The organism is Actinoplanes sp. CA-131856, assembly GCF_050956135.1.
In the GTDB taxonomy this organism is placed as follows: Bacteria; Actinomycetota; Actinomycetes; order Mycobacteriales; family Micromonosporaceae; genus Actinoplanes.
The window spans coordinates 6,608,114-6,626,802 of record NZ_CP191849.1; the positions used below are offsets into that span (position 1 = coordinate 6,608,114).

The 18,689-nt window shown below is 66.6% G+C and carries 12 protein-coding genes and 3 rRNA genes; 5 read left to right on the forward strand and 10 right to left on the reverse strand.

All coding sequences use genetic code 11. The annotated features are described in order from the left end of the window. The first annotated feature begins 270 nt into the window (after nucleotides 1-270). Nucleotides 271-2,298 (forward strand): nucleotide-binding protein, encoded by a 2,028-nt coding sequence (locus ACQP2X_RS30675; protein WP_498687785.1) that lies wholly within the window; start codon nucleotides 271-273, stop codon nucleotides 2,296-2,298. 133 nt (nucleotides 2,299-2,431) lie between these two features. Then, nucleotides 2,432-3,358, forward strand: a complete 927-nt coding sequence (locus tag ACQP2X_RS30680; RefSeq protein ID WP_498687787.1) for a siderophore-interacting protein — start codon at nucleotides 2,432-2,434, stop codon at nucleotides 3,356-3,358. Between the two features lie 135 nt (nucleotides 3,359-3,493). On the opposite strand, the gene rrf is transcribed toward ACQP2X_RS30680, so the two are convergent. From rrf to ACQP2X_RS30695, 3 genes are all read right to left on the reverse strand, one after another. Then, a 5S ribosomal RNA gene (rrf, locus tag ACQP2X_RS30685) occupies nucleotides 3,494-3,610 on the reverse strand. 103 nt (nucleotides 3,611-3,713) lie between these two features. Then, nucleotides 3,714-6,826: ribosomal RNA gene (locus ACQP2X_RS30690) — 23S ribosomal RNA — on the reverse strand. 362 nt (nucleotides 6,827-7,188) lie between these two features. Beyond that, nucleotides 7,189-8,707 (reverse strand): 16S ribosomal RNA (locus tag ACQP2X_RS30695). Together the 16S, 23S and 5S rRNA genes form the textbook arrangement of a ribosomal RNA operon. A 489-nt stretch (nucleotides 8,708-9,196) precedes the next feature. Here ACQP2X_RS30695 and ACQP2X_RS30700 point away from each other — a divergent pair. Continuing rightward, complete coding sequence (locus tag ACQP2X_RS30700) at nucleotides 9,197-10,825, forward strand: amidohydrolase (protein WP_498687789.1); 1,629 nt, start codon at nucleotides 9,197-9,199, stop codon at nucleotides 10,823-10,825. Here ACQP2X_RS30700 and ACQP2X_RS30705 read toward each other — a convergent pair. The 7 genes from ACQP2X_RS30705 to pcaH form a co-directional block, all read right to left on the reverse strand. After that, the gene (locus ACQP2X_RS30705) at nucleotides 10,780-11,454 is read right to left on the reverse strand and encodes a phosphatase PAP2 family protein (protein WP_498687793.1); all 675 of its coding nucleotides are present in this window, start codon (nucleotides 11,452-11,454) and stop codon (nucleotides 10,780-10,782) included. The genes ACQP2X_RS30700 and ACQP2X_RS30705 overlap by 46 nt on opposite strands. 243 nt (nucleotides 11,455-11,697) lie before the next feature. Next, nucleotides 11,698-12,324, reverse strand: a complete 627-nt coding sequence (locus ACQP2X_RS30710) for a 3-oxoacid CoA-transferase subunit B (RefSeq protein ID WP_498687795.1) — start codon at nucleotides 12,322-12,324, stop codon at nucleotides 11,698-11,700. Next, on the reverse strand, nucleotides 12,321-12,977 hold the full coding sequence (locus ACQP2X_RS30715; RefSeq protein ID WP_498687797.1) for a 3-oxoacid CoA-transferase subunit A: 657 nt from the start codon (nucleotides 12,975-12,977) through the stop codon (nucleotides 12,321-12,323). The genes ACQP2X_RS30710 and ACQP2X_RS30715 overlap by 4 nt, the downstream gene beginning before the upstream one ends. Further along, nucleotides 12,974-14,107: a bifunctional 3-oxoadipate enol-lactonase/4-carboxymuconolactone decarboxylase PcaDC gene (gene pcaDC, locus ACQP2X_RS30720; protein ID WP_498687799.1), complete on the reverse strand. Its 1,134-nt coding sequence runs from the start codon at nucleotides 14,105-14,107 to the stop codon at nucleotides 12,974-12,976. The genes ACQP2X_RS30715 and pcaDC overlap by 4 nt, the downstream gene beginning before the upstream one ends. Beyond that, a complete protein-coding gene (locus ACQP2X_RS30725; RefSeq protein WP_498687801.1) occupies nucleotides 14,101-15,369 on the reverse strand; it encodes a lyase family protein in 1,269 nt (422 codons plus the stop codon). The genes pcaDC and ACQP2X_RS30725 overlap by 7 nt, the downstream gene beginning before the upstream one ends. Then, nucleotides 15,366-15,887, reverse strand: coding sequence for a protocatechuate 3,4-dioxygenase subunit alpha (pcaG, locus tag ACQP2X_RS30730; RefSeq protein WP_498687802.1), 522 nt, complete (start codon nucleotides 15,885-15,887; stop codon nucleotides 15,366-15,368). Before pcaG ends, ACQP2X_RS30725 begins: the two co-directional genes overlap by 4 nt. Then, entirely contained in the window at nucleotides 15,884-16,612 is a 729-nt protein-coding gene (gene pcaH, locus ACQP2X_RS30735; RefSeq protein ID WP_498687804.1) for a protocatechuate 3,4-dioxygenase subunit beta, read from the reverse strand. The genes pcaG and pcaH overlap by 4 nt, the downstream gene beginning before the upstream one ends. Nucleotides 16,613-16,683: 71 nt before the next feature. On the opposite strand from pcaH, the gene ACQP2X_RS30740 reads away from it, so the two are divergent. Then, a complete protein-coding gene (locus ACQP2X_RS30740; RefSeq protein WP_498687805.1) occupies nucleotides 16,684-17,427 on the forward strand; it encodes an IclR family transcriptional regulator in 744 nt (247 codons plus the stop codon). A 39-nt stretch (nucleotides 17,428-17,466) separates the two neighbouring features. Beyond that, nucleotides 17,467-18,624, forward strand: a complete 1,158-nt coding sequence (locus ACQP2X_RS30745; protein ID WP_498687807.1) for a 4-hydroxybenzoate 3-monooxygenase — start codon at nucleotides 17,467-17,469, stop codon at nucleotides 18,622-18,624. Nucleotides 18,625-18,689 lie beyond the last annotated feature (65 nt).

Here is an 18,689-nt window from a genome sequence, read left to right on the forward strand (position 1 = left end):
CCACCTCCCACCTTCACCGCGCGCCCCGCCCCTCTTCCTTTGCGCCGCACCCTTTCCCTCGCCTTCCTCCTCCCCGCGCCCCCGCCGCGCCCGCCTCTCCGCCCCGCCCTTCTTCGGCTCGCCCTTTCTCCCTCTCTGCGCCACTTCGGGCCCTCCACTCGCCGGGTCGCCGGTGAACCGTGGGCCTGTCAGGTGTCGTGTTTTCCGGTAGCGGTCCGTAACGAGCCGCCTTAGGCTCCGATCAGGCGGCATGACGGGAGGACGGCCCGGATGGCGACGACGAGCGAACCCGCACGACTGATCCGCGGGTACGGCGGATGGACCCTGCTCCTGATGATCGTGTTCGCGGCCGGCGCCTGGGGCCTGAGCCTGCTCGAACCGCCCCGCTACCGCGCCGAGGCCACGATCGTCGCCCAGCCCCGCCTGCGCGCCACCATCACGCCCGTCCCGGCTGACCCCGCTACGGAGAGCGAGATCGCCCGCTCCGCCGCCGTTCTGCGCCCCGCCGCCAGTTCCCTGGGCATCGACCAGCAGACCTTGGCCGACGGCCTCCGCGTCTCCCCCGCTCCCGCCGGCACGTCATTCACCATCGCGTACGTCTCCTCGACCGCACCCACCGCCCGCACCCGGGCCCAGGCCGTGGCCACGCAATACCTGACCTACCGGAACGCCACCACATCCCAGTCCGGCATCGCGGCCACCCTGATCACCCCTGCCACCTCGGCCACCCGAGTGACCTGGCTGCCACAGTGGCTGTACCCGCTGATCGGCGCCGCCGCCGGCCTGCTGACCGGCATCGTCGTCGCCCGCTACCGTTCCCGCGACCGGGTACGCGGCCGCGTCCACTTCGAACACCTCACCGGCTGGCCCGTGCTGGCCACCATCCCGCGCGCCCGGCGCTCCCGGGGCCCCGGCGCCCCATTGCCCGTACTGCTGCGCTCTCCCACCTCAGCCGACGCCGAGTCGTACCGTTATCTCCGCGCCCGCCTCGAAGCCTGTCTGGAGGGCCCCGCCACCGTCCTGGTGACCAGCGCCCACGAGGGCGAGGGCCGCAGCACGACCGCCGCCAACCTGGCCATAGCCCTGGCCCAGTCCGGCCGCCGCGTGGTCCTGATCGACACCGACGTCCGGGGCCCCGTCCTGCACCAGATGTTCGCCCTGTCCCGGGACCGCGGCTTGACCGGCATCCTGACCGGCGACATCTCAGGCGCGTCGGCCCTCCGCGACGGCCCAGTCCCCCACCTGCGCTTGATGGCCGCCGGCCCCGACCAGGAGGGCGCCCCCGACTTGCTGGCCGCCTCGTTCGGCGAAATGCTCCGCGAGCTGAAGTCCAACTGCGACGTCATAGTCCTGGACTCAGCCCCCGCCTTGCACGTAGCCGACGCCGTGGCCCTGGCCGCCGTCAGCGACCTGGTCCTCCTGGTAGCCGACTTCGACCGCCTGACCCGTTCCACAGCCCGCCGGGTAGCCGCCGAACTGACCCCCGCCACAGCCGCCCCCATAGCCGCGGTCCTGATAGCAGTCCCCGAACCCCAGGGCGGCTTGATCCCCCGAACCCGAGCCGGCCGAGCCCCAGCCCCGACCGCGGCCGCGGACCCGGGCTCCACACCTTCCCGCTCCGACCGGCCGCCCGCTCCAGGACTTCCCACCACTCCTGGCCGCACCGCCACTCCGAGCTCGGTCCGCTCAGGCCCGTCCGTGAGCCCGAGCCCCTCCACCCCGAGCTCGGTCCGCTCAGGCCCTTCCATGAGCGCGAGCTCCGCCGGGCCAGGCTCGTCCGCCAGCTCCGCCGGGCCGGGCCCCTCCGCCGGCCCGAGCACCGCCAGCCGCGGAGGCTCCGCCCGGCGCGATGATCTGGGCGAGCAGCCCACCCAGGCCCTCGGCTCCACGGCCCTTCCGCCGGCTCTTGGTTTGGCCGCCAGGGCTCGGCCTTCCTCCGAATCCGCCCCGTCCGCCCATCCGGGAAGCACTCCCCCCGCGCGGCCGGCGGCGACCGCTGTTGGGCCTGCCTTTGCTCGTCCGGCCGCTGATCACGACCCGGGGGCTGGTGCGACCGTTCCCAACATCCCCACCGACGCTGGGCGGCCCTCCAGCTCGGAGCCGGCGCCGGAACCCTCGGGTGGCCCTTCGCCGGCGCGGCCCACCTCGGGTCCGCCGGTCGTCTACGGGCCCTCGGCGGCGAGCGGCAAAGCTGCCATCCCGCAACCCCGCGTCTACAACTCGGCCGCCGCTTCCGAAGCCGACACCCAGCCCCAGCCGGCCAAGGAACACGGCGAGAACGACGACGAACGCAGCTGAGACGCGAACATCACCAGCGGCCTGCGCGGATTTCACAGTTGGTGGGGGTGGGTGGTGGCCTCCGGGCGGTTCAGGTTAGGTTAGCCATACCTTGCCGGGACCGGTGGGGACCGCGCGTGTCTGAGGAGGCCCCGTGACCCAGACTGCTGAGCAGACTGAGACCGTACAGTCGTGGCGATTCTTCGCCGTGGAAGTGCGCAAGGTCGACCGCTTGAGCCCCAACTTCGTGCGGATCACCTTCACCGGCGACGATCTCCACAAGTTCGCCGACAACGGCTACGACCAGCGCATCAAGCTCCTCACCGCGCTGCCCGAGGTCGGCTTCGCACACCTGCCCACCAGCGCCGACTGGTACACGGAGTGGCGCGACCTGCCCACCGAGCACCGCAACCCGATCCGCACGTACACGATCCGCGCCGTCCGCGCCCACCTCAACGAGGTGGACGTCGACATGGTCCTGCACGGAAGCACCGGCCCCGCCTCCAAGTTCGCGGCCGAGGCCCAGCCCGGCGACGTCGCCTATCTGATGGGCCCCAACGCCGACTTCGACGGCATCCACGGCGGCATCGACTTCCATCCGCCGGCCCACACCGACTGCATCCTCCTGGGCGGCGACGAAACGGCTGTACCCGCCATCGCCTCGATCCTGGCGAAACTACCACCCGACGCCCGCGGCGAGGCGCTGCTCGAGGTCCCCGAGGACGGCGACCAGCTCCCGGACGTCACGGCCCCGGCCAACGTCCGAGTCACGTGGCTCCCCCGAAACGGAGCCCCGCAGGGCGACAAGTTGATCCCGGCCGTACGCCAGGCAACCCGCCGAATCCTCGGCGACGTAGCCGGCACACCGGTGACCGACTTGGAAGACGTGGACGTCGACCACGACATCCTCTGGGAAGTCCCCGAGCCGTTGACAGACACGAGCCGCTTTTACGCGTGGTTGGCCGGAGAGGCCGCCGCCATCAAGGCGATCCGCCGTCATCTGGTGTCCGAGTGCGGCGTGGACAGGCGAGCCGTCGCCTTCATGGGGTACTGGCGCCAAGGCAAGGCGGAGGACAACTAGCCCGGTTTTCGCCGCCCCCCAGACCCGGCTCTTTGGCGGGGCTGGGGGGCGATTTGCTTTCTCGCCCTAGTTTTTTGGGGCCGTATACGACAGTAGGCCCACCCGATCCCGGGTGGGCCTACTGTTTCACGTTGAGTCCGGCGGCGTCCTACTCTCCCACACCCTCCCGAGTGCAGTACCATCGGCGCTGGAGGGCTTAGCTTCCGGGTTCGGAATGAGACCGGGCGTTTCCCCTCCGCTATGACCACCGAAACAACCATCAGCGGAACAAACCAGCAAACGTCAGCTGTCACCAGCTGGTGCTTGGTTGTTCGTTTGCTGTGAATCACACAGTGGACGCGCTCATAAGTTTAGGGTGGTTAAGCCCTCGGCCTATTAGTACCGGTCGACTGAACCAGTTACCTGGCTTACATCTCCGGCCTATCAACCCCATCGTCTATAGGGAGCCTTACCCACTCAAGGTGGTGGGATACCTCATCTCGAAGCGAGCTTCCCGCTTAGATGCTTTCAGCGGTTATCCCTTCCGAACGTAGCCAACCAGCCGTGCCCCTGGCGGGACAACTGGCACACCAGAGGTTCGTCCGTCCCGGTCCTCTCGTACTAGGGACAGCCCTTCTCAAGTATCCAACGCGCACGGCGGATAGGGACCGAACTGTCTCACGACGTTCTAAACCCAGCTCGCGTACCGCTTTAATGGGCGAACAGCCCAACCCTTGGGACCTGCTACAGCCCCAGGATGCGACGAGCCGACATCGAGGTGCCAAACCATCCCGTCGATATGGACTCTTGGGGAAGATCAGCCTGTTATCCCCGGGGTACCTTTTATCCGTTGAGCGACACCGCTTCCACACGCAAGTGCCGGATCACTAGTCCCGACTTTCGTCCCTGCTCGACCCGTCAGTCTCACAGTCAAGCTCCCTTGTGCACTTACACTCAACACCTGATTGCCAACCAGGCTGAGGGAACCTTTGGGCGCCTCCGTTACCCTTTAGGAGGCAACCGCCCCAGTTAAACTACCCACCAGACACTGTCCCTCGACCCGATCAGGGCCGCAAGTTAGATACCCAAACCCAACAGAGTGGTATTTCAAGATTGCCTCCACCCGAACTGGCGTCCAAGCTTCACCGGCTCCCACCTATCCTACACAATTAAATTCGGATACCAATGTCAAGCTATAGTAAAGGTCCCGGGGTCTTTCCGTCCTGCCGCGCGTAACGAGCATCTTTACTCGTACTGCAATTTCGCCGGGCCTGTGGTTGAGACAGTGGGGAAGTCGTTACGCCATTCGTGCAGGTCGGAACTTACCCGACAAGGAATTTCGCTACCTTAGGATGGTTATAGTTACCACCGCCGTTTACTGGCGCTTAAGTTCTCCGCTTCGCCCCGAAGAGCTAACAGGTCCCCTTAACGTTCCAGCACCGGGCAGGCGTCAGTCCATATACATCGTCTTACGACTTGGCATGGACCTGTGTTTTTAGTAAACAGTCGCTTCCCCCTGCTCTCTGCGGCCATACCACGCTCCACCAGCAAGTGGCTTCACGCGTCCGGCCCCCCTTCTCCCTAAGTTACGGGGGCAATTTGCCGAGTTCCTTAACCACAGTTCACCCGTCGCCTTAGTATTCTCTACCTGACCACCTGTGTCGGTTTAGGGTACGGGCCGCTCGGAACATCGCTAGAGGCTTTTCTCGGCAGCATAGGATCAATGACTTCACCTGAAACGGCTCGGCATCACGTCTCACCCATCATGTGTCACGGATTTGCCTATGACACGGGCTACACGCTTACCCCAGGACAACCACCGCCTGGGATCATCTACCTTCCTGCGTCACCCCATCACTAAACTACTACCCACCAAGATCCCAGCTCGCCTACCATTGATCCGAAGACCGCCGGCACTTGAGGTGGTTAGTACAGTGAGGTTCGTCTTGGGCGTTCCTTTGCGGGTACGGGAATATCAACCCGTTATCCATCGACTACGCCTCTCGGCCTCGCCTTAGGCCCCGACTCACCCAGGGCGGATTAGCCTGGCCCTGGAACCCTTGGTCATCCGGCGGAAGGGGTTCTCACCCTTCATTCGCTACTCATGCCTGCATTCTCACTCGTGCAACCTCCACGGCTGGATCACTCCGCCGCTTCCCTGGTAGCACGACGCTCCCCTACCCATCCACACCACTGCACCCCAAGACGAATCTCAGGGCGGATGTATTGTGTGAATGCCACAGCTTCGGCGGTGTGCTTGAGCCCCGCTACATTGTCGGCGCGGAACCACTTGACCAGTGAGCTATTACGCACTCTTTAAAGGATGGCTGCTTCTAAGCCAACCTCCTGGTTGTCTAAGCGACCCCACATCCTTTTCCACTTAGCACACGCTTAGGGGCCTTAGCTGGTGATCTGGGCTGTTTCCCTCTCGACTACGAAGCTTATCCCCCGCAGTCTCACTGCCGCGCTCTCACTTACCGGCATTCGGAGTTTAGCTGATTTCGGTAAGCTTGTAGGCCCCCTAGACCATCCAGTGCTCTACCTCCGGCAAGAAACACACGACGCTGCACCTAAATGCATTTCGGGGAGAACCAGCTATCACGGAGTTTGATTGGCCTTTCACCCCTAACCACAGGTCATCCCCCAACTTTTCAACGTTGGTGGGTTCGGTCCTCCACGCAGTCTTACCCACGCTTCAACCTGCCCATGGCTAGATCACCCCGCTTCGGGTCTAGAACATGCGACTAAAAACGCCCTCTTCAGACTCGCTTTCGCTACGGCTACCCCACACAGGTTAACCTCGCCACATGCCACTAACTCGCAGGCTCATTCTTCAAAAGGCACGCCATCACCCTTTAACAGGCTCTGACGGATTGTAGGCGAACGGTTTCAGGTACTATTTCACTCCCCTCCCGGGGTACTTTTCACCATTCCCTCACGGTACTCGTCCGCTATCGGTCACCAGGAAGTATTCAGCCTTACCAGGTGGTCCTGGCAGATTCACAGCAGATTCTAGGAGTCCGCTGCTACTCGGGTGCTGTTCAAGAAGGTCATGAATTTTCACTTACGGGGCTCTCACCCTCTACGGCCGGCTTTCCCACACCGTTCAACTAACCCATGACTTTGTAACTTCTCCAAGGATTGTCAGCTCCTCGACGAACAGTCCCACAACCCCGGAACCGCAACCCCTGACAGGTATCACACGGCTCTGGTTTAGGCTCGATCCGCTTTCGCTCGCCACTACTCACGGAATCACATGTTGTTTTCTCTTCCTACGGGTACTGAGATGTTTCACTTCCCCGCGTTCCCCTCACACACCCTATGAATTCAGGTGCGGATGACACGACATGACTCGTGCCAGGTTTCCCCATTCGGACACCCTGGGATCACAGCTAGGTTGACAGCTCCCCCAGGCCTATCGCGGCCTCCCACGTCCTTCATCGGCTCCTGGTGCCAAGGCATCCACCGTTCGCCCTTGACAACTTAACCACAGAAAACAAGATGCTCGCGTCCACTGTGCAATTCTCAACCAACGACCAACCCACAACCCGAACTGTCCACCACCAGCCGAACCACAGTTCGCGGTATGGAGGACCAGGTCATGCCTGGTGCTGAAAAACAACCCCGGCCCGCAGGCCGGCAAGGTTGTTCTTTCAGATACCCAACAGGGTGCTATCTTGTGCGCCAATTTCCAGCCGCACCGGTTCACCGTTCCACGCCGCAAAGGCTGTACTAGGCTTGCCGGCCGTTGCCGGAACTGACTGGCCAGTGTCTCCGCCTTTGAGCACCCCACCACCGCGTTCGGGTGGCGTGGGCTACTGGACTGCTTTCACAGTCGAGTTGCTCCTTAGAAAGGAGGTGATCCAGCCGCACCTTCCGGTACGGCTACCTTGTTACGACTTCGTCCCAATCGCCAGCCCCACCTTCGACGGCTCCCTCCCCTTGCGGGGTTAGGCCACCGGCTTCGGGTGTTGCCGACTTTCGTGACGTGACGGGCGGTGTGTACAAGGCCCGGGAACGTATTCACCGCAGCGTTGCTGATCTGCGATTACTAGCGACTCCGACTTCACGGGGTCGAGTTGCAGACCCCGATCCGAACTGAGACCGGCTTTTTGGGATTCGCTCCACCTTACGGCATCGCAACCCTTTGTACCGGCCATTGTAGCATGCGTGAAGCCCTGGACATAAGGGGCATGATGACTTGACGTCATCCCCACCTTCCTCCGAGTTGACCCCGGCAGTCTTCGATGAGTCCCCGCCATAACGCGCTGGCAACATCGAACGAGGGTTGCGCTCGTTGCGGGACTTAACCCAACATCTCACGACACGAGCTGACGACAGCCATGCACCACCTGTCACCGGCCCCGAAGGACCCCACATCTCTGCGAGTTTTCCGGCGATGTCAAACCCAGGTAAGGTTCTTCGCGTTGCATCGAATTAATCCGCATGCTCCGCCGCTTGTGCGGGCCCCCGTCAATTCCTTTGAGTTTTAGCCTTGCGGCCGTACTCCCCAGGCGGGGCGCTTAATGCGTTAGCTGCGGCACAGAGAACCGGAGAGGCCCCCCACACCTAGCGCCCAACGTTTACAGCGTGGACTACCAGGGTATCTAATCCTGTTCGCTCCCCACGCTTTCGCTCCTCAGCGTCAGTATCGGCCCAGAGACCCGCCTTCGCCACCGGTGTTCCTCCTGATATCTGCGCATTTCACCGCTACACCAGGAATTCCAGTCTCCCCTACCGAACTCTAGCCTGCCCGTATCGACCGCAGGCTCGCAGTTGAGCTGCGAGTTTTCACGGTCGACGCGACAAGCCGCCTACGAGCTCTTTACGCCCAATAAATCCGGACAACGCTCGCGCCCTACGTCTTACCGCGGCTGCTGGCACGTAGTTGGCCGGCGCTTCTTCTGCAGGTACCGTCACTTGCGCTTCGTCCCTGCTGAAAGAGGTTTACAACCCGAAGGCCGTCATCCCTCACGCGGCGTCGCTGCATCAGGCTTCCGCCCATTGTGCAATATTCCCCACTGCTGCCTCCCGTAGGAGTCTGGGCCGTGTCTCAGTCCCAGTGTGGCCGGTCGCCCTCTCAGGCCGGCTACCCGTCGTCGCCTTGGTAGGCCATCACCCCACCAACAAGCTGATAGGCCGCGAGCCCATCCCAGACCGAAAAACTTTCCACCACCAGGTCATGCAACCGGTAGTCGTATTCGGTATTAGCCCCCGTTTCCGAGGGTTATCCCAAAGTCCAGGGCAGGTTACTCACGTGTTACTCACCCGTTCGCCGCTCGAGTACCCCGAAGGGCCTTTCCGCTCGACTTGCATGTGTTAAGCACGCCGCCAGCGTTCGTCCTGAGCCAGGATCAAACTCTCCAACAAAAACTTGTTGAAAAACTGTCCCGGCAACATAAGTGTTGCCAAAGGAATCTCCCACCAGCATCGAAATGCCGGCCGGGGTATTACTTAATTGGCACTGGCTTATCAAGCACCCTGTTGAGTTCTCAAAGAACAACCGCTACCCGGTTAACCGCCCCGGTGCGCTTGCCTGGATTACTTTACCCGCCGTTTCCCGTTCCGCCAAATTCAGCGTTTCCAGAAAACTGTGGCCACCACGAATCACCGCGACCCGAATAATTCGAGCCGTGCAGTCCTTCATGATTTCCTCCAGGACGGCCGCGCCCGGGCCCTCGGAAGGTCCCGCTCGCTCGCCCGTCTCCCTGGCGGCTCGGAAAACATTACTCCTAGATCCGCGCAACGCCAAATCGGGGCCCGAACGAGTGCGGACCCGCAGCCCGGAGCCCATGTCAACACCGTTGACTGCACTGACGGCGGGTGATGGGATGCCCGGGACACCCGAGGAGGAGCTCAATGGCGTACGCCGACCTGGTCTTCGTGAATGGTCCTGTCTTCACCGACGACGGCTTCAGCAACGGCCTGGCCGTGCGCGACGGCCGCATCGTCGCGCTGGGCGCTGAGGCCGCGACGGAACTCCGTGGCCCCGGGACCGAGACCGTCGATCTCAAAGACCGTCTCCTGATCCCCGGCTTCCAGGACGCCCACATCCACGCCGTCATGGGCGGCGTCGAGCTCGGCCAGTGCGACCTCACCGGCACCACCGACCGCGACGAATACCTGCGCCGGATCCGGAAGTACGCCGACGACAACCCCGCCGCCGACTGGATCGTCGGTGGCGGCTGGTCGATGGAGAGCTTCGAGAACGGCGTCCCCGACCGCCATCTGCTCGACAGCGCCGTCCCCGACCGCCCCGTCTATCTCCTCAACCGCGACCACCACGCCGCCTGGGTCAACACGCGGGCCCTCGAATACGCCGGCATCACCCGCGACACCCCCGATCCCGGCACCGGCCGGATCGACCGCGACGAGCACGGCGATCCCGTGGGCGCTCTCCAGGAGGGCGCCATGTCCCTCGTCGACGTGCCCGGCGCCACCGACGAGCAGCGGCTGGCCGGCCTCCTGCGGGCACAGACCGTGCTGCATTCGCTCGGCATCACGGCCTGGCAGGACGCCATGGTAGCCGCTTCGAATGGCTACGACGACATTTCACAGGCGTACGAGCAAGCCGCCCGGACGAACGCACTCACCGCAACCGTCGTCGGCGCTCTCTGGTGGGACCGCGACCGGGGCGCCGAGCAGATCCCCGAGCTGGTCGCCAAGCGCGAGCGCCTCACGATCGGCCGGCTGCGCTGCTCGTCGATCAAGCTGATGCTGGACGGCATCGCCGAGAACTTCACCGCCGCCATGACCGCGCCCTACCGCGACTCGTGCGGGTGTACTACCTCGAACCGCGGTCTGGACTTCATCGATCCCGAGGCGCTCAAGGGATATGTGACCGAGCTCGACGCGCTCGGCTTCCAGACCCACTTCCACGCCCTCGGTGACCAGGCCGTCCGGAACGCGCTCAACGCCGTCGAGGCCGCTCGCACGGCCAACGGCCACCGTGACACTCGCCCGCATCTGGCCCATCTTCAGGTAGTACACCCGGACGATGTACGCAGGTTCGCCGCGCTGGGCGCCGTCGCCAACATGCAGCCCTACTGGGCCGCTCACGAGCCGCAGATGGACGAGCTCACCATCCCGTTCCTCGATCCGGATCTGGCCCGCTGGCAGTACCCGTTCGGCGATCTCCACCGGTCCGGCGCCCGGCTGGCCGGCGGTAGCGACTGGCCGGTCAGCACGCCCGATCCGATCCAGGGCATCCACGTCGCAGTCAACCGCGTGCTGCCCGAGGAGGACCGGGCGAGGTTCCTTGAAGATCAAGCCCTTGATCTGCGTACGGCTTTGAGCGCTTACACCAGTGGTACGGCCTACGTGAACCACCTCGACGACACCGGAAGCCTGCGTCCAGGGATGCGGGCCGATCTGGTGGTCCTGGACCGCGATCCGTTCGCCGGCGAGCCCGCGGAGATCGCCGCGACGGCGGTGGCGCAGACCTACGTCGACGGCAGGCGGGTGTTCGACTCCTCGGAGACGCGCTGAACGGGCACGACGTGGGGCCAGACGGGCGCCGTCTCCAGAGCGGGCGGCGCCGTGACGGGTCGCGGCACCAGCGCCAGGACCACCGCGAGCAGCCCGACCGCCGCGATCGCGTCCACCCAGTAGTGGTTCCCGGTCACCACCACGACCAGCAAGGTGATCACCGGGTGGGCCAGCCACACCCAGCGCCACTTGTGGCCGGCCGAGGCCGCGACCAGGGCCAGGGCCACCACCACGGCCCAGCCGACGTGCAGGGACGGCATCGCCGCGTACTGGTTGCTGAGAGTGTCGGTGCTCGGGGAGCCGTACACCGAAGGACCGAAGAGCCGTCCCGTGTCGACCATGCCGGCCGAGGTGAGCATGCGCGGCGGCGCCAGCGGGTAGAGCGCGTGCACCACCAGGGCGAACGCCGTCAGGGTGGCCAGCGTGCGCCGCATCCACAGGTAGATCTCGGGGCGCTTGACGTACATCCAGATCAACGTGATCGCGGTGGCCGGGAAGTGCACGTAGGCGTAGAAGCAGTTCGCCGCCCGTACCCAGAAGGTGTGTGACAGCAGCGATCCCTGCAACGCCGACTCGCTGGGCAGATGCAGAAGCCGTTCGAAGTCCCAGACCGAGGCGGCGTTGCGCATCGCCTCGTCGACGTGGCCCTCGACCAGGATGCGGCCGAACTTGTAGGCGAGGAACAGCGCGGCGACGAGTAATAACTCGCGCGCCGCGCGTCGGGCAGCCACCCTTGTCACCTGGCACCTCCGGACGATCCCGCGGGACGCGATCAAGTCCCCAGCATCTTCCAGATCTTGCAGGCCACGCAAATTTTTACGGAGAGAAGTCAGTCACCCTCACAGGGTCATCTCAGCAAAGTAAAAGGGACGTCAGATCAGAGGGACGTCCAGCCGGGCCGCAAGCTCCTCGGTGGTTGTGCCGAACGTCTCCACGACCCGGACGCCGTCCGGGGACAGCGCGAACGTCGCCACGTCGGTGTAGACCCGGCTCACGCAGGCCTTCCCGGTCAGCGGATAGGTGCACGACGGCACCAGCTTCGGCTTACCGTCCTTGGCGAACAGGCTCATCATCACGAAGACCTGCTTGGCCCCGATGGCCAGGTCCATCGCCCCGCCGACGGCCGGGATGGCGTCGGCCGCGCCGGTCGACCAGTTGGCCAGGTCGCCCGACGCGGAGACCTGGAAGGCGCCCATGATGCAGACGTCGAGGTGTCCGCCGCGCATCATCGCGAACGAGTCGGCGTGGTGGAAGTACGAGGCGCCGGGCAGTTCGGTCACCGGTTGTTTGCCGGCGTTGGTCAGGTCGGGGTCGATGTCGTCGCCGGTGGCCACCGGGCCCATGTTGAGCATGCCGTTCTCGGTGTGCAGCACGACGCCGCTGCCCGGCCGCAGGAACGAGGCGACCATTGTCGGCTGACCGATTCCCAGATTCACGTACGACCCGTCCGGGATGTCCCGAGCGACGATCTCGGCCATTTGCTCGCGCGTCAGACTCACGCCTTCACCAGCCGATTCACGTAGATAGCGGGCGTCACGACGGCTTCCGGATCGAGTTCGCCGACTGCCACGATGCTGGAGACCTGCGCGATCGTCACGGCGGCGGCGGTCGCCATGACAGGCCCGAAATTCCGGGCCGTCTTCCGGTACACGAGGTTGCCCATCCTGTCGGATCTGTGAGCTTTTATGAGGGCGACGTCCCCGCGAATCGGAAACTCCAACAGATACTCCCGGCCGTCGATGACCCGCACTTCCTTGCCCTCGGCGAGCGGCGTTCCCACGGCCGTCGGGCTGTAGAAGGCGCCGATTCCCGCGCCGGCCGCCCGCATCCGTTCGGCCAGATTGCCCTGCGGCACGACCTCGAGGTCGATTTTCCCGGCCCGGTACAGCCCGTCGAAGACCCACGAATCGGACTGACGGGGAAAGGAGCAAACCACCTTTCGTACGCGGCCGGCCGCCAACAACGCAGCGAGCCCGGTGTCCCCATTACCCGCGTTGTTGCTGACGATCGTCAGGTCGCCGGCCCCGTGCTCGATGAGCGCGTCGATCAGCTCCACCGGCATGCCGGCCATTCCGAAGCCGCCCACCAGCACGGTGTCGCCGTCCTTGACGGCCTCGACCGCTTCGAGGGCCGGCATGATGACCGCGGTCATTCGGCCAGCACTTTCTGGGCGATACGGAACGCGGTGTTGGCGGCCGGAACGCCGCAATAGATGGCGGTCTGCAACAACACTTCCTTGATCTCGTCGTCGGTCAGCCCGTTGCGCCGCGCCGCGCGCACGTGCATGGCCAGTTCCTCGTGATGACCCAGGGCAACCAGCGCGGTCAAGGTGATCATCGATCGGCTGCGGCGGTCAAGGCCGGGCCGGGTCCAGATCTCACCCCAGGCGTACGCCGTGATGAGCTCCTGAAAATCGCGGGTGAACGGGGTCGTCGCGGCCACGGCGCGGTCCACGTGCTCGTCACCCAGCACCTGGCGGCGTACGGCCATGCCCGCCTCGCGGACGCGCTCCAGGGTGGCCGGTCCCCCGAAGTGCTCGTCCAGCAAGCCCGCGACCAGCTCCGGCTGCTCGGCCGGGGCGAGATGGGCGACGTCCTCGAGCACGACCAGGCGGCCGTCGCGGACCCCGGAGGCGATCTGCGCGAGCCCCTCGGGCGGGGTCGGCTGGTCGACCGCGCCGGCGACGGCGAGAACAGGCGCGCTGATCTCGGCCAGCCGCGGGCGGACATCGAAGGCGGCCAGGGCTTCGCAGGTCAGCGCGTAACTCTCCCGATCGACGGCGCGCAACGCGTCCAGCAGAGCACCGGCGACGGCGGGCTGCCGCTGCGGGAAGGCCGGGGCGAACCAGCGCTGAAGAGAGCCGGCGACGACCGCGTGAGTTCCTTCCGCTCGTACGGTCTCGGCCCGCTGCCGCCAGCCCGCAGCCTCACCGATCTTCGCGCCGGTGCAGATCAGGGCGGCCGACTCGACCCGCTTGGGCGCGTCGAGAAGCAGTTGCAGCCCGACGGCCCCGCCCACGGAGTCGCCGGCATAGCGGAACGGCGACCCGGGCCGGAGCTGATCGGCCACGGCGAGTACGTCCCGGGCCAGGTCGGCGACGCTGAAAGCCCCGTCGGCGGGAGCGCCGCGGCCGTGACCGGGCAGATCCCAGCCGACGACGTGGTGCCCTTTGATCAGCCGGGCGCATCGGCCCCAGAGCGCCTGGACGGACGTGCCGAGCGACGGCCCGACCAGCAGAAGGGGCCGATCGGGCGCGTCGACCAGAACGGTGGATGTCAGCAAGGCTTCTCCGCGGCTCGGGCCAGTACGGCATCGATGATCTCGTCGGTCGCCCCCGGATAGGGACCGCCGACGGCGCCGCGCCCCTGGTCCGCCGCGTCGGTTTCGGGGGCGTATTTGCGCTGCTCGGCGTCGATGCCGGGGCGGGCCTCGGCGAGGATCGTGGCCATCCGGACGGCGTCGACGCGCAGGCCGGCGAGCAGGTCGGCGGTCTGCGAGCCGGCCACGATGGTGCGGCGGGCGAGCGTCCGCAAGGTCGACCACTCGACGTGCCAGGAGCCGTCGGGGCGTTCGTCGACGGCGTTCGCGGCGGCGAGGTGCAGGGTCATGGCCAGCGGGGGCGCGGCCAGGGCGGCCCGGCGGATGAGCACGGACAGGACGGGGTTCTGCTTGTTGGGCATGGCCGAGGAGCCGCCGCCCTTGGCCTCGGCCAGCTCGCCGATCTCGGGGCGGGCGCCGACCAGGACGTCGTTGGCGATCTTCCCCCAGGCGTCGGTGCAGGTGACGAGGGCGTCGCCGAAGCGGGTGAACGGCGCCCGGCTCGTGTGCCACGGCTCCCGCAGCGGCAGACCCAGAACCGAGGCCGTGGTGGCGACGAGTTCGCGGGCTTTGGCCGCGCTCCCGGCCAGGGCGGTCGGCGCGGCCAGGCTGCCCGCGGCGCCCCCGATCTGAATCGGCAGCTGGGCGGCGTGCAGGGCATCGCGCGCGTCGAGGACGCCTTGGAGCCAGCCCGCGACCTTGAGTCCGAAAGTGATCGGCACCGCGTGCTGCGTCAGCGTGCGCCCGGCCATGTCGGTCCCGCGATGCCGGTCGGCGAGCGCGGCGAGGGTGGTGATCTGCTCGGCGAGATCGGCCCGGATCCGGGTCGCGGCGTCGGTGAGCACGAGCGCCATCGCCGTGTCCAGAACATCCTGGCTGGTGAGGCCGGCGTGGATATGTCGGATATCGGAGCGCTCCCGGAGGAGCTTCACGAGCGGAATGACGGGGTTGCCGCCCTCTTCGGAGTCCCGCGCGAGGTCCGGCAGATCCCCCACGCCGACTAAGTCGGATATGTCGGGCGGAACCGGGTCGGGCGGCGAGGCGGAGGGGGCGGGCGCCGTGGAAGAGGGGGCGGGCGCCGTGGAAGAGGGCGCGGTGGGGGCGAGGCCGTGGTGATGTAAGGCGGCCAGCCAGGCTGACTCGACTCTGAGCAGGGCCTTCAGGACGGCCTCGTCGGTGCAGAACGGGTCCGCTCTTGTGTCGCCGGGCCAGAGCAGGTCGCTCATGTGGCCTGGCCGGGAAAGGTCAGGAACACCGTTTCACCCTCGCCCTGCAGTCGGATGTCGAAGCGCAGGCCCCGCTCCTCGCGGGTGGTGATCAGCGTATCCCGCCGTTCCGGTCCAAGCCCCTCGAGAAACGCGTCGAGCTGGTCGGACGGCACGTAGGCGCGGGTGAACAGGCGGTCCAGCAAGCCCCGGGCGAACACTGTGACCGCGAAGAACGACGGCGGCTCCAGCGTCGTGAACCAGTAGTGGCCGTCCGGGTCGGTCTGTGCCCTCCCCCAGCCGGTGAAGGTCCAGCCGTCGCGCCTGATCGAGCCGCCCACCCGCGGCACGGTGCCGGACGGGTCGGCCTGCCAGATCTCGATGACCGCGTCGGGCACCCCGTTGCCCTGGCCGTCGAGGACGCGGCCGTGCAGGCGTACGGCGTCCGGCCGCCCGGGCGGCACGAGCTCGTTGTCACCCTCGTACGGAAGCCCCAGATGGAAGAACGGCCCGACGGTCTGCCCCGGAGCGTAGGTCACTGTTCTTCCTCCAGCGGAGTGCGGTGGCTTCCGGTCAGGACGATGTCCCAGCGATAGCCGAGGCTGTACTCGGGCGTGGTCAGCTCGTGGTCGTACGACGCCAGCAGGGCCTCGCGGGCCTTCGGGTCGGTGATCGACTGATAGATCGGGTCGAGGTCGAACAGCGGGTCGTTCGGGAAGTACATCTGGGTGACCAGGCGCTGCGTGAAGTCCGTGCCGAACAGCGAGAAGTGGATGTGCGCCGGCCGCCAGGCATTCAGGTGGTTGCGCCAGGGATACGCGCCCGGCTTGATGGTCTGGAAGCGGTACGTCCCGTTCTCGTCGGTCAGGCAGCGGCCCGCGCCCACGAAGTTCGGGTCGAGCGGCGCCGGATGCTGGTCGCGCTGATGCCAGTAGCGGCCGGACGCGTTCGCCTGCCAGATCTCCACCAGCTGGTGACGCACGGGGTTGCCCTGCCCGTCGACGACACGGCCCGTCACCACCATGCGCTCACCGAGCGGCTCCCCCGCGCGCTGGATCGTCAGATCGGCCTCGTCGGCGCCGACGTCGCGGCTGCTGAAGCAGGGCGCCCACAGCTCGACGCCCTCGGGGTCGGCCAGGACCAGGTCCTTTGTCGGGTGACGCAGCACGCTGCTGCGGTACGGCGGGTAGTCGAGTTGCGGCTGCGGCCCGCCGCGGCCGCGGAGCTCGGCTATCTCTCGGCTGATGTCGGCCTGGGTTTCCACACCGGGGACGCTAGACCGGCGGCGGCCCCGAGACGATACTTGCCTTCCGTTGAGCGGAAGGGGCGGCATCGATGGGCGCGACTGTCACCTCCCGGGTGCTCGATCTTCTCGGCGCCTTCGACCCCGATCACCGCAGCCTCACGCTCAGCGACCTCGCCCGCCGGGCCGGCCTGCCGCTGGCCACCGCGCACCGGCTGGTCGGCGAGCTGACCCGGTGGGGCGCGCTGACCAGGCTCCCCACCGGCGAATACGTGATCGGCCGCCGCCTGTGGGACCTCGGGCTGCTCTCCCCCGTGCAGTCGGGGCTGCGCCAGGCCGCCTCGCCGTTCCTGCACGACCTCTACGGCGCCACCCTGGCCACGGTGCATCTCGCGGTCCGCGACGGCGGCGAGGTGCTCTACGTCGACCGGCTGGCCGGGCACGTCTCGGTCCCGGTGGTCAGCAAGATCGGGTCGCGGCTTCCGCTGCACGCGACGGGAGTGGGCAAGGTCCTTCTGGCGTACGCACCTGAGGACGTACGCGCCGAGGTCTTTTCGCGTCTCACGAGGGTCACGCCCTACACGATCACCCAGCCGTCGCTGCTCGCCGAGCAGTTGAAACGCGTGCGTACGGCCGGTTTCGCCACGACCGGCGAGGAGATGAGCCTGGGCGCGTGCTCGGTGGCCGTTCCCGTGCGCGGCGAGGCCGAGCAGGTGGTGGCCGCGCTCGGCATCGTCGTGCCGGATCTGCGCCGGGAACAGGCGCGGCTGATCTCGGCCCTTCAGGTGGCGGCGCGGGGCATCGGGCGTACGTTGGCTTCCGCTCAATGGAAATAGCCCCTTGCCGCCGGGGCGCGCCTGCCGTTGGCTGAGCGCATGCGCACCCAGGTCGCCATCATCGGCGCCGGCCCGGCCGGACTGCTCCTCGCCCATCTCCTGCACCGCGGCGGCGTCGAGGCGGTGGTGCTCGAGACCCGCTCCCAGGAGTACGTGGCCTCGCGCATCCGCGCCGGCATCCTCGAGAGCTCCAGCGTCGAGCTGCTGGAGTCGGCCGGGCTGGGCGACCGGCTGCGGGCCGAGGGACACGAGCACCGGGGCATCTACCTGCAGTGGCCGGGCGAGCGGCACCACCTCGACTTCGTCGACCTGACCGGGCGCAGCGTCTGGGTGTACGGGCAGACCGAGGTGCAGAAGGACCTGGTCGCGGCCGGCACCGCCGCGGTGTTCTACGAGGTCACCGACGTGGAGCTGCATGACGTGGAGTCGGACCGGCCGTACGTGACCTTCGTGGACTCCGAGGGTGCGCCACAGCGGCTGGACGCGGACGCGATCGCGGGGTGCGACGGTTCCTTCGGTCCTTCGCGGCACGCGGTTCCGGCGCAGACCTTCGAGCGCGTGTACCCGTACTCCTGGCTCGGAATTCTGGCCGATGTGGCGCCCTCGACCGATGAGCTGATCTACGCGTGGCACCCGAACGGGTTCGCCCTGCACTCGATGCGCTCGGAGACGGTGAGCCGGCTCTATCTCCAGGTGCCCAACGGGACCGATCCGGCCTCGTGGCCCGACGACCGCGTCTGGGAGGAGCTGGCGACCCGGCTCGGGCACGGCCAGGACGGCTGGAAGCTGACGCCGGGACCGATCACCGACAAGAGCGTGCTGCCGATGCGCAGCTACGTGCAGACCCCGATGCGACACGGACGGGTGTTTCTGGCCGGCGACGCGGCCCACATCGTGCCGCCGACCGGGGCCAAGGGGCTCAACCTGGCCATCGCCGACGTGACGCTGCTCAGCCGGGCGCTGACCGACCTGCTGCTGCGCAACGACCCGGCGGCCGCCGAGGCGTACTCGGACGATGCCCTTCGGAGGGTCTGGCGCTGCACGCATTTCTCCTGGTGGATGACGACGATGCTGCACACCAGCGGGGACCCCTTCGACGCCCAGTTGCAGCTGTCCCAGCTGCGCTGGGTGGCCACGAGTGAGGCCGGCGCCCGGGGCCTGGCCGAGAACTACGCGGGGCTGCCGATCGGCTTCTGACACATGCACTGATTGACATATGCGCAGGTTATTCACCCCGTGAGGTGCGGTATGTTGGGCCGCGG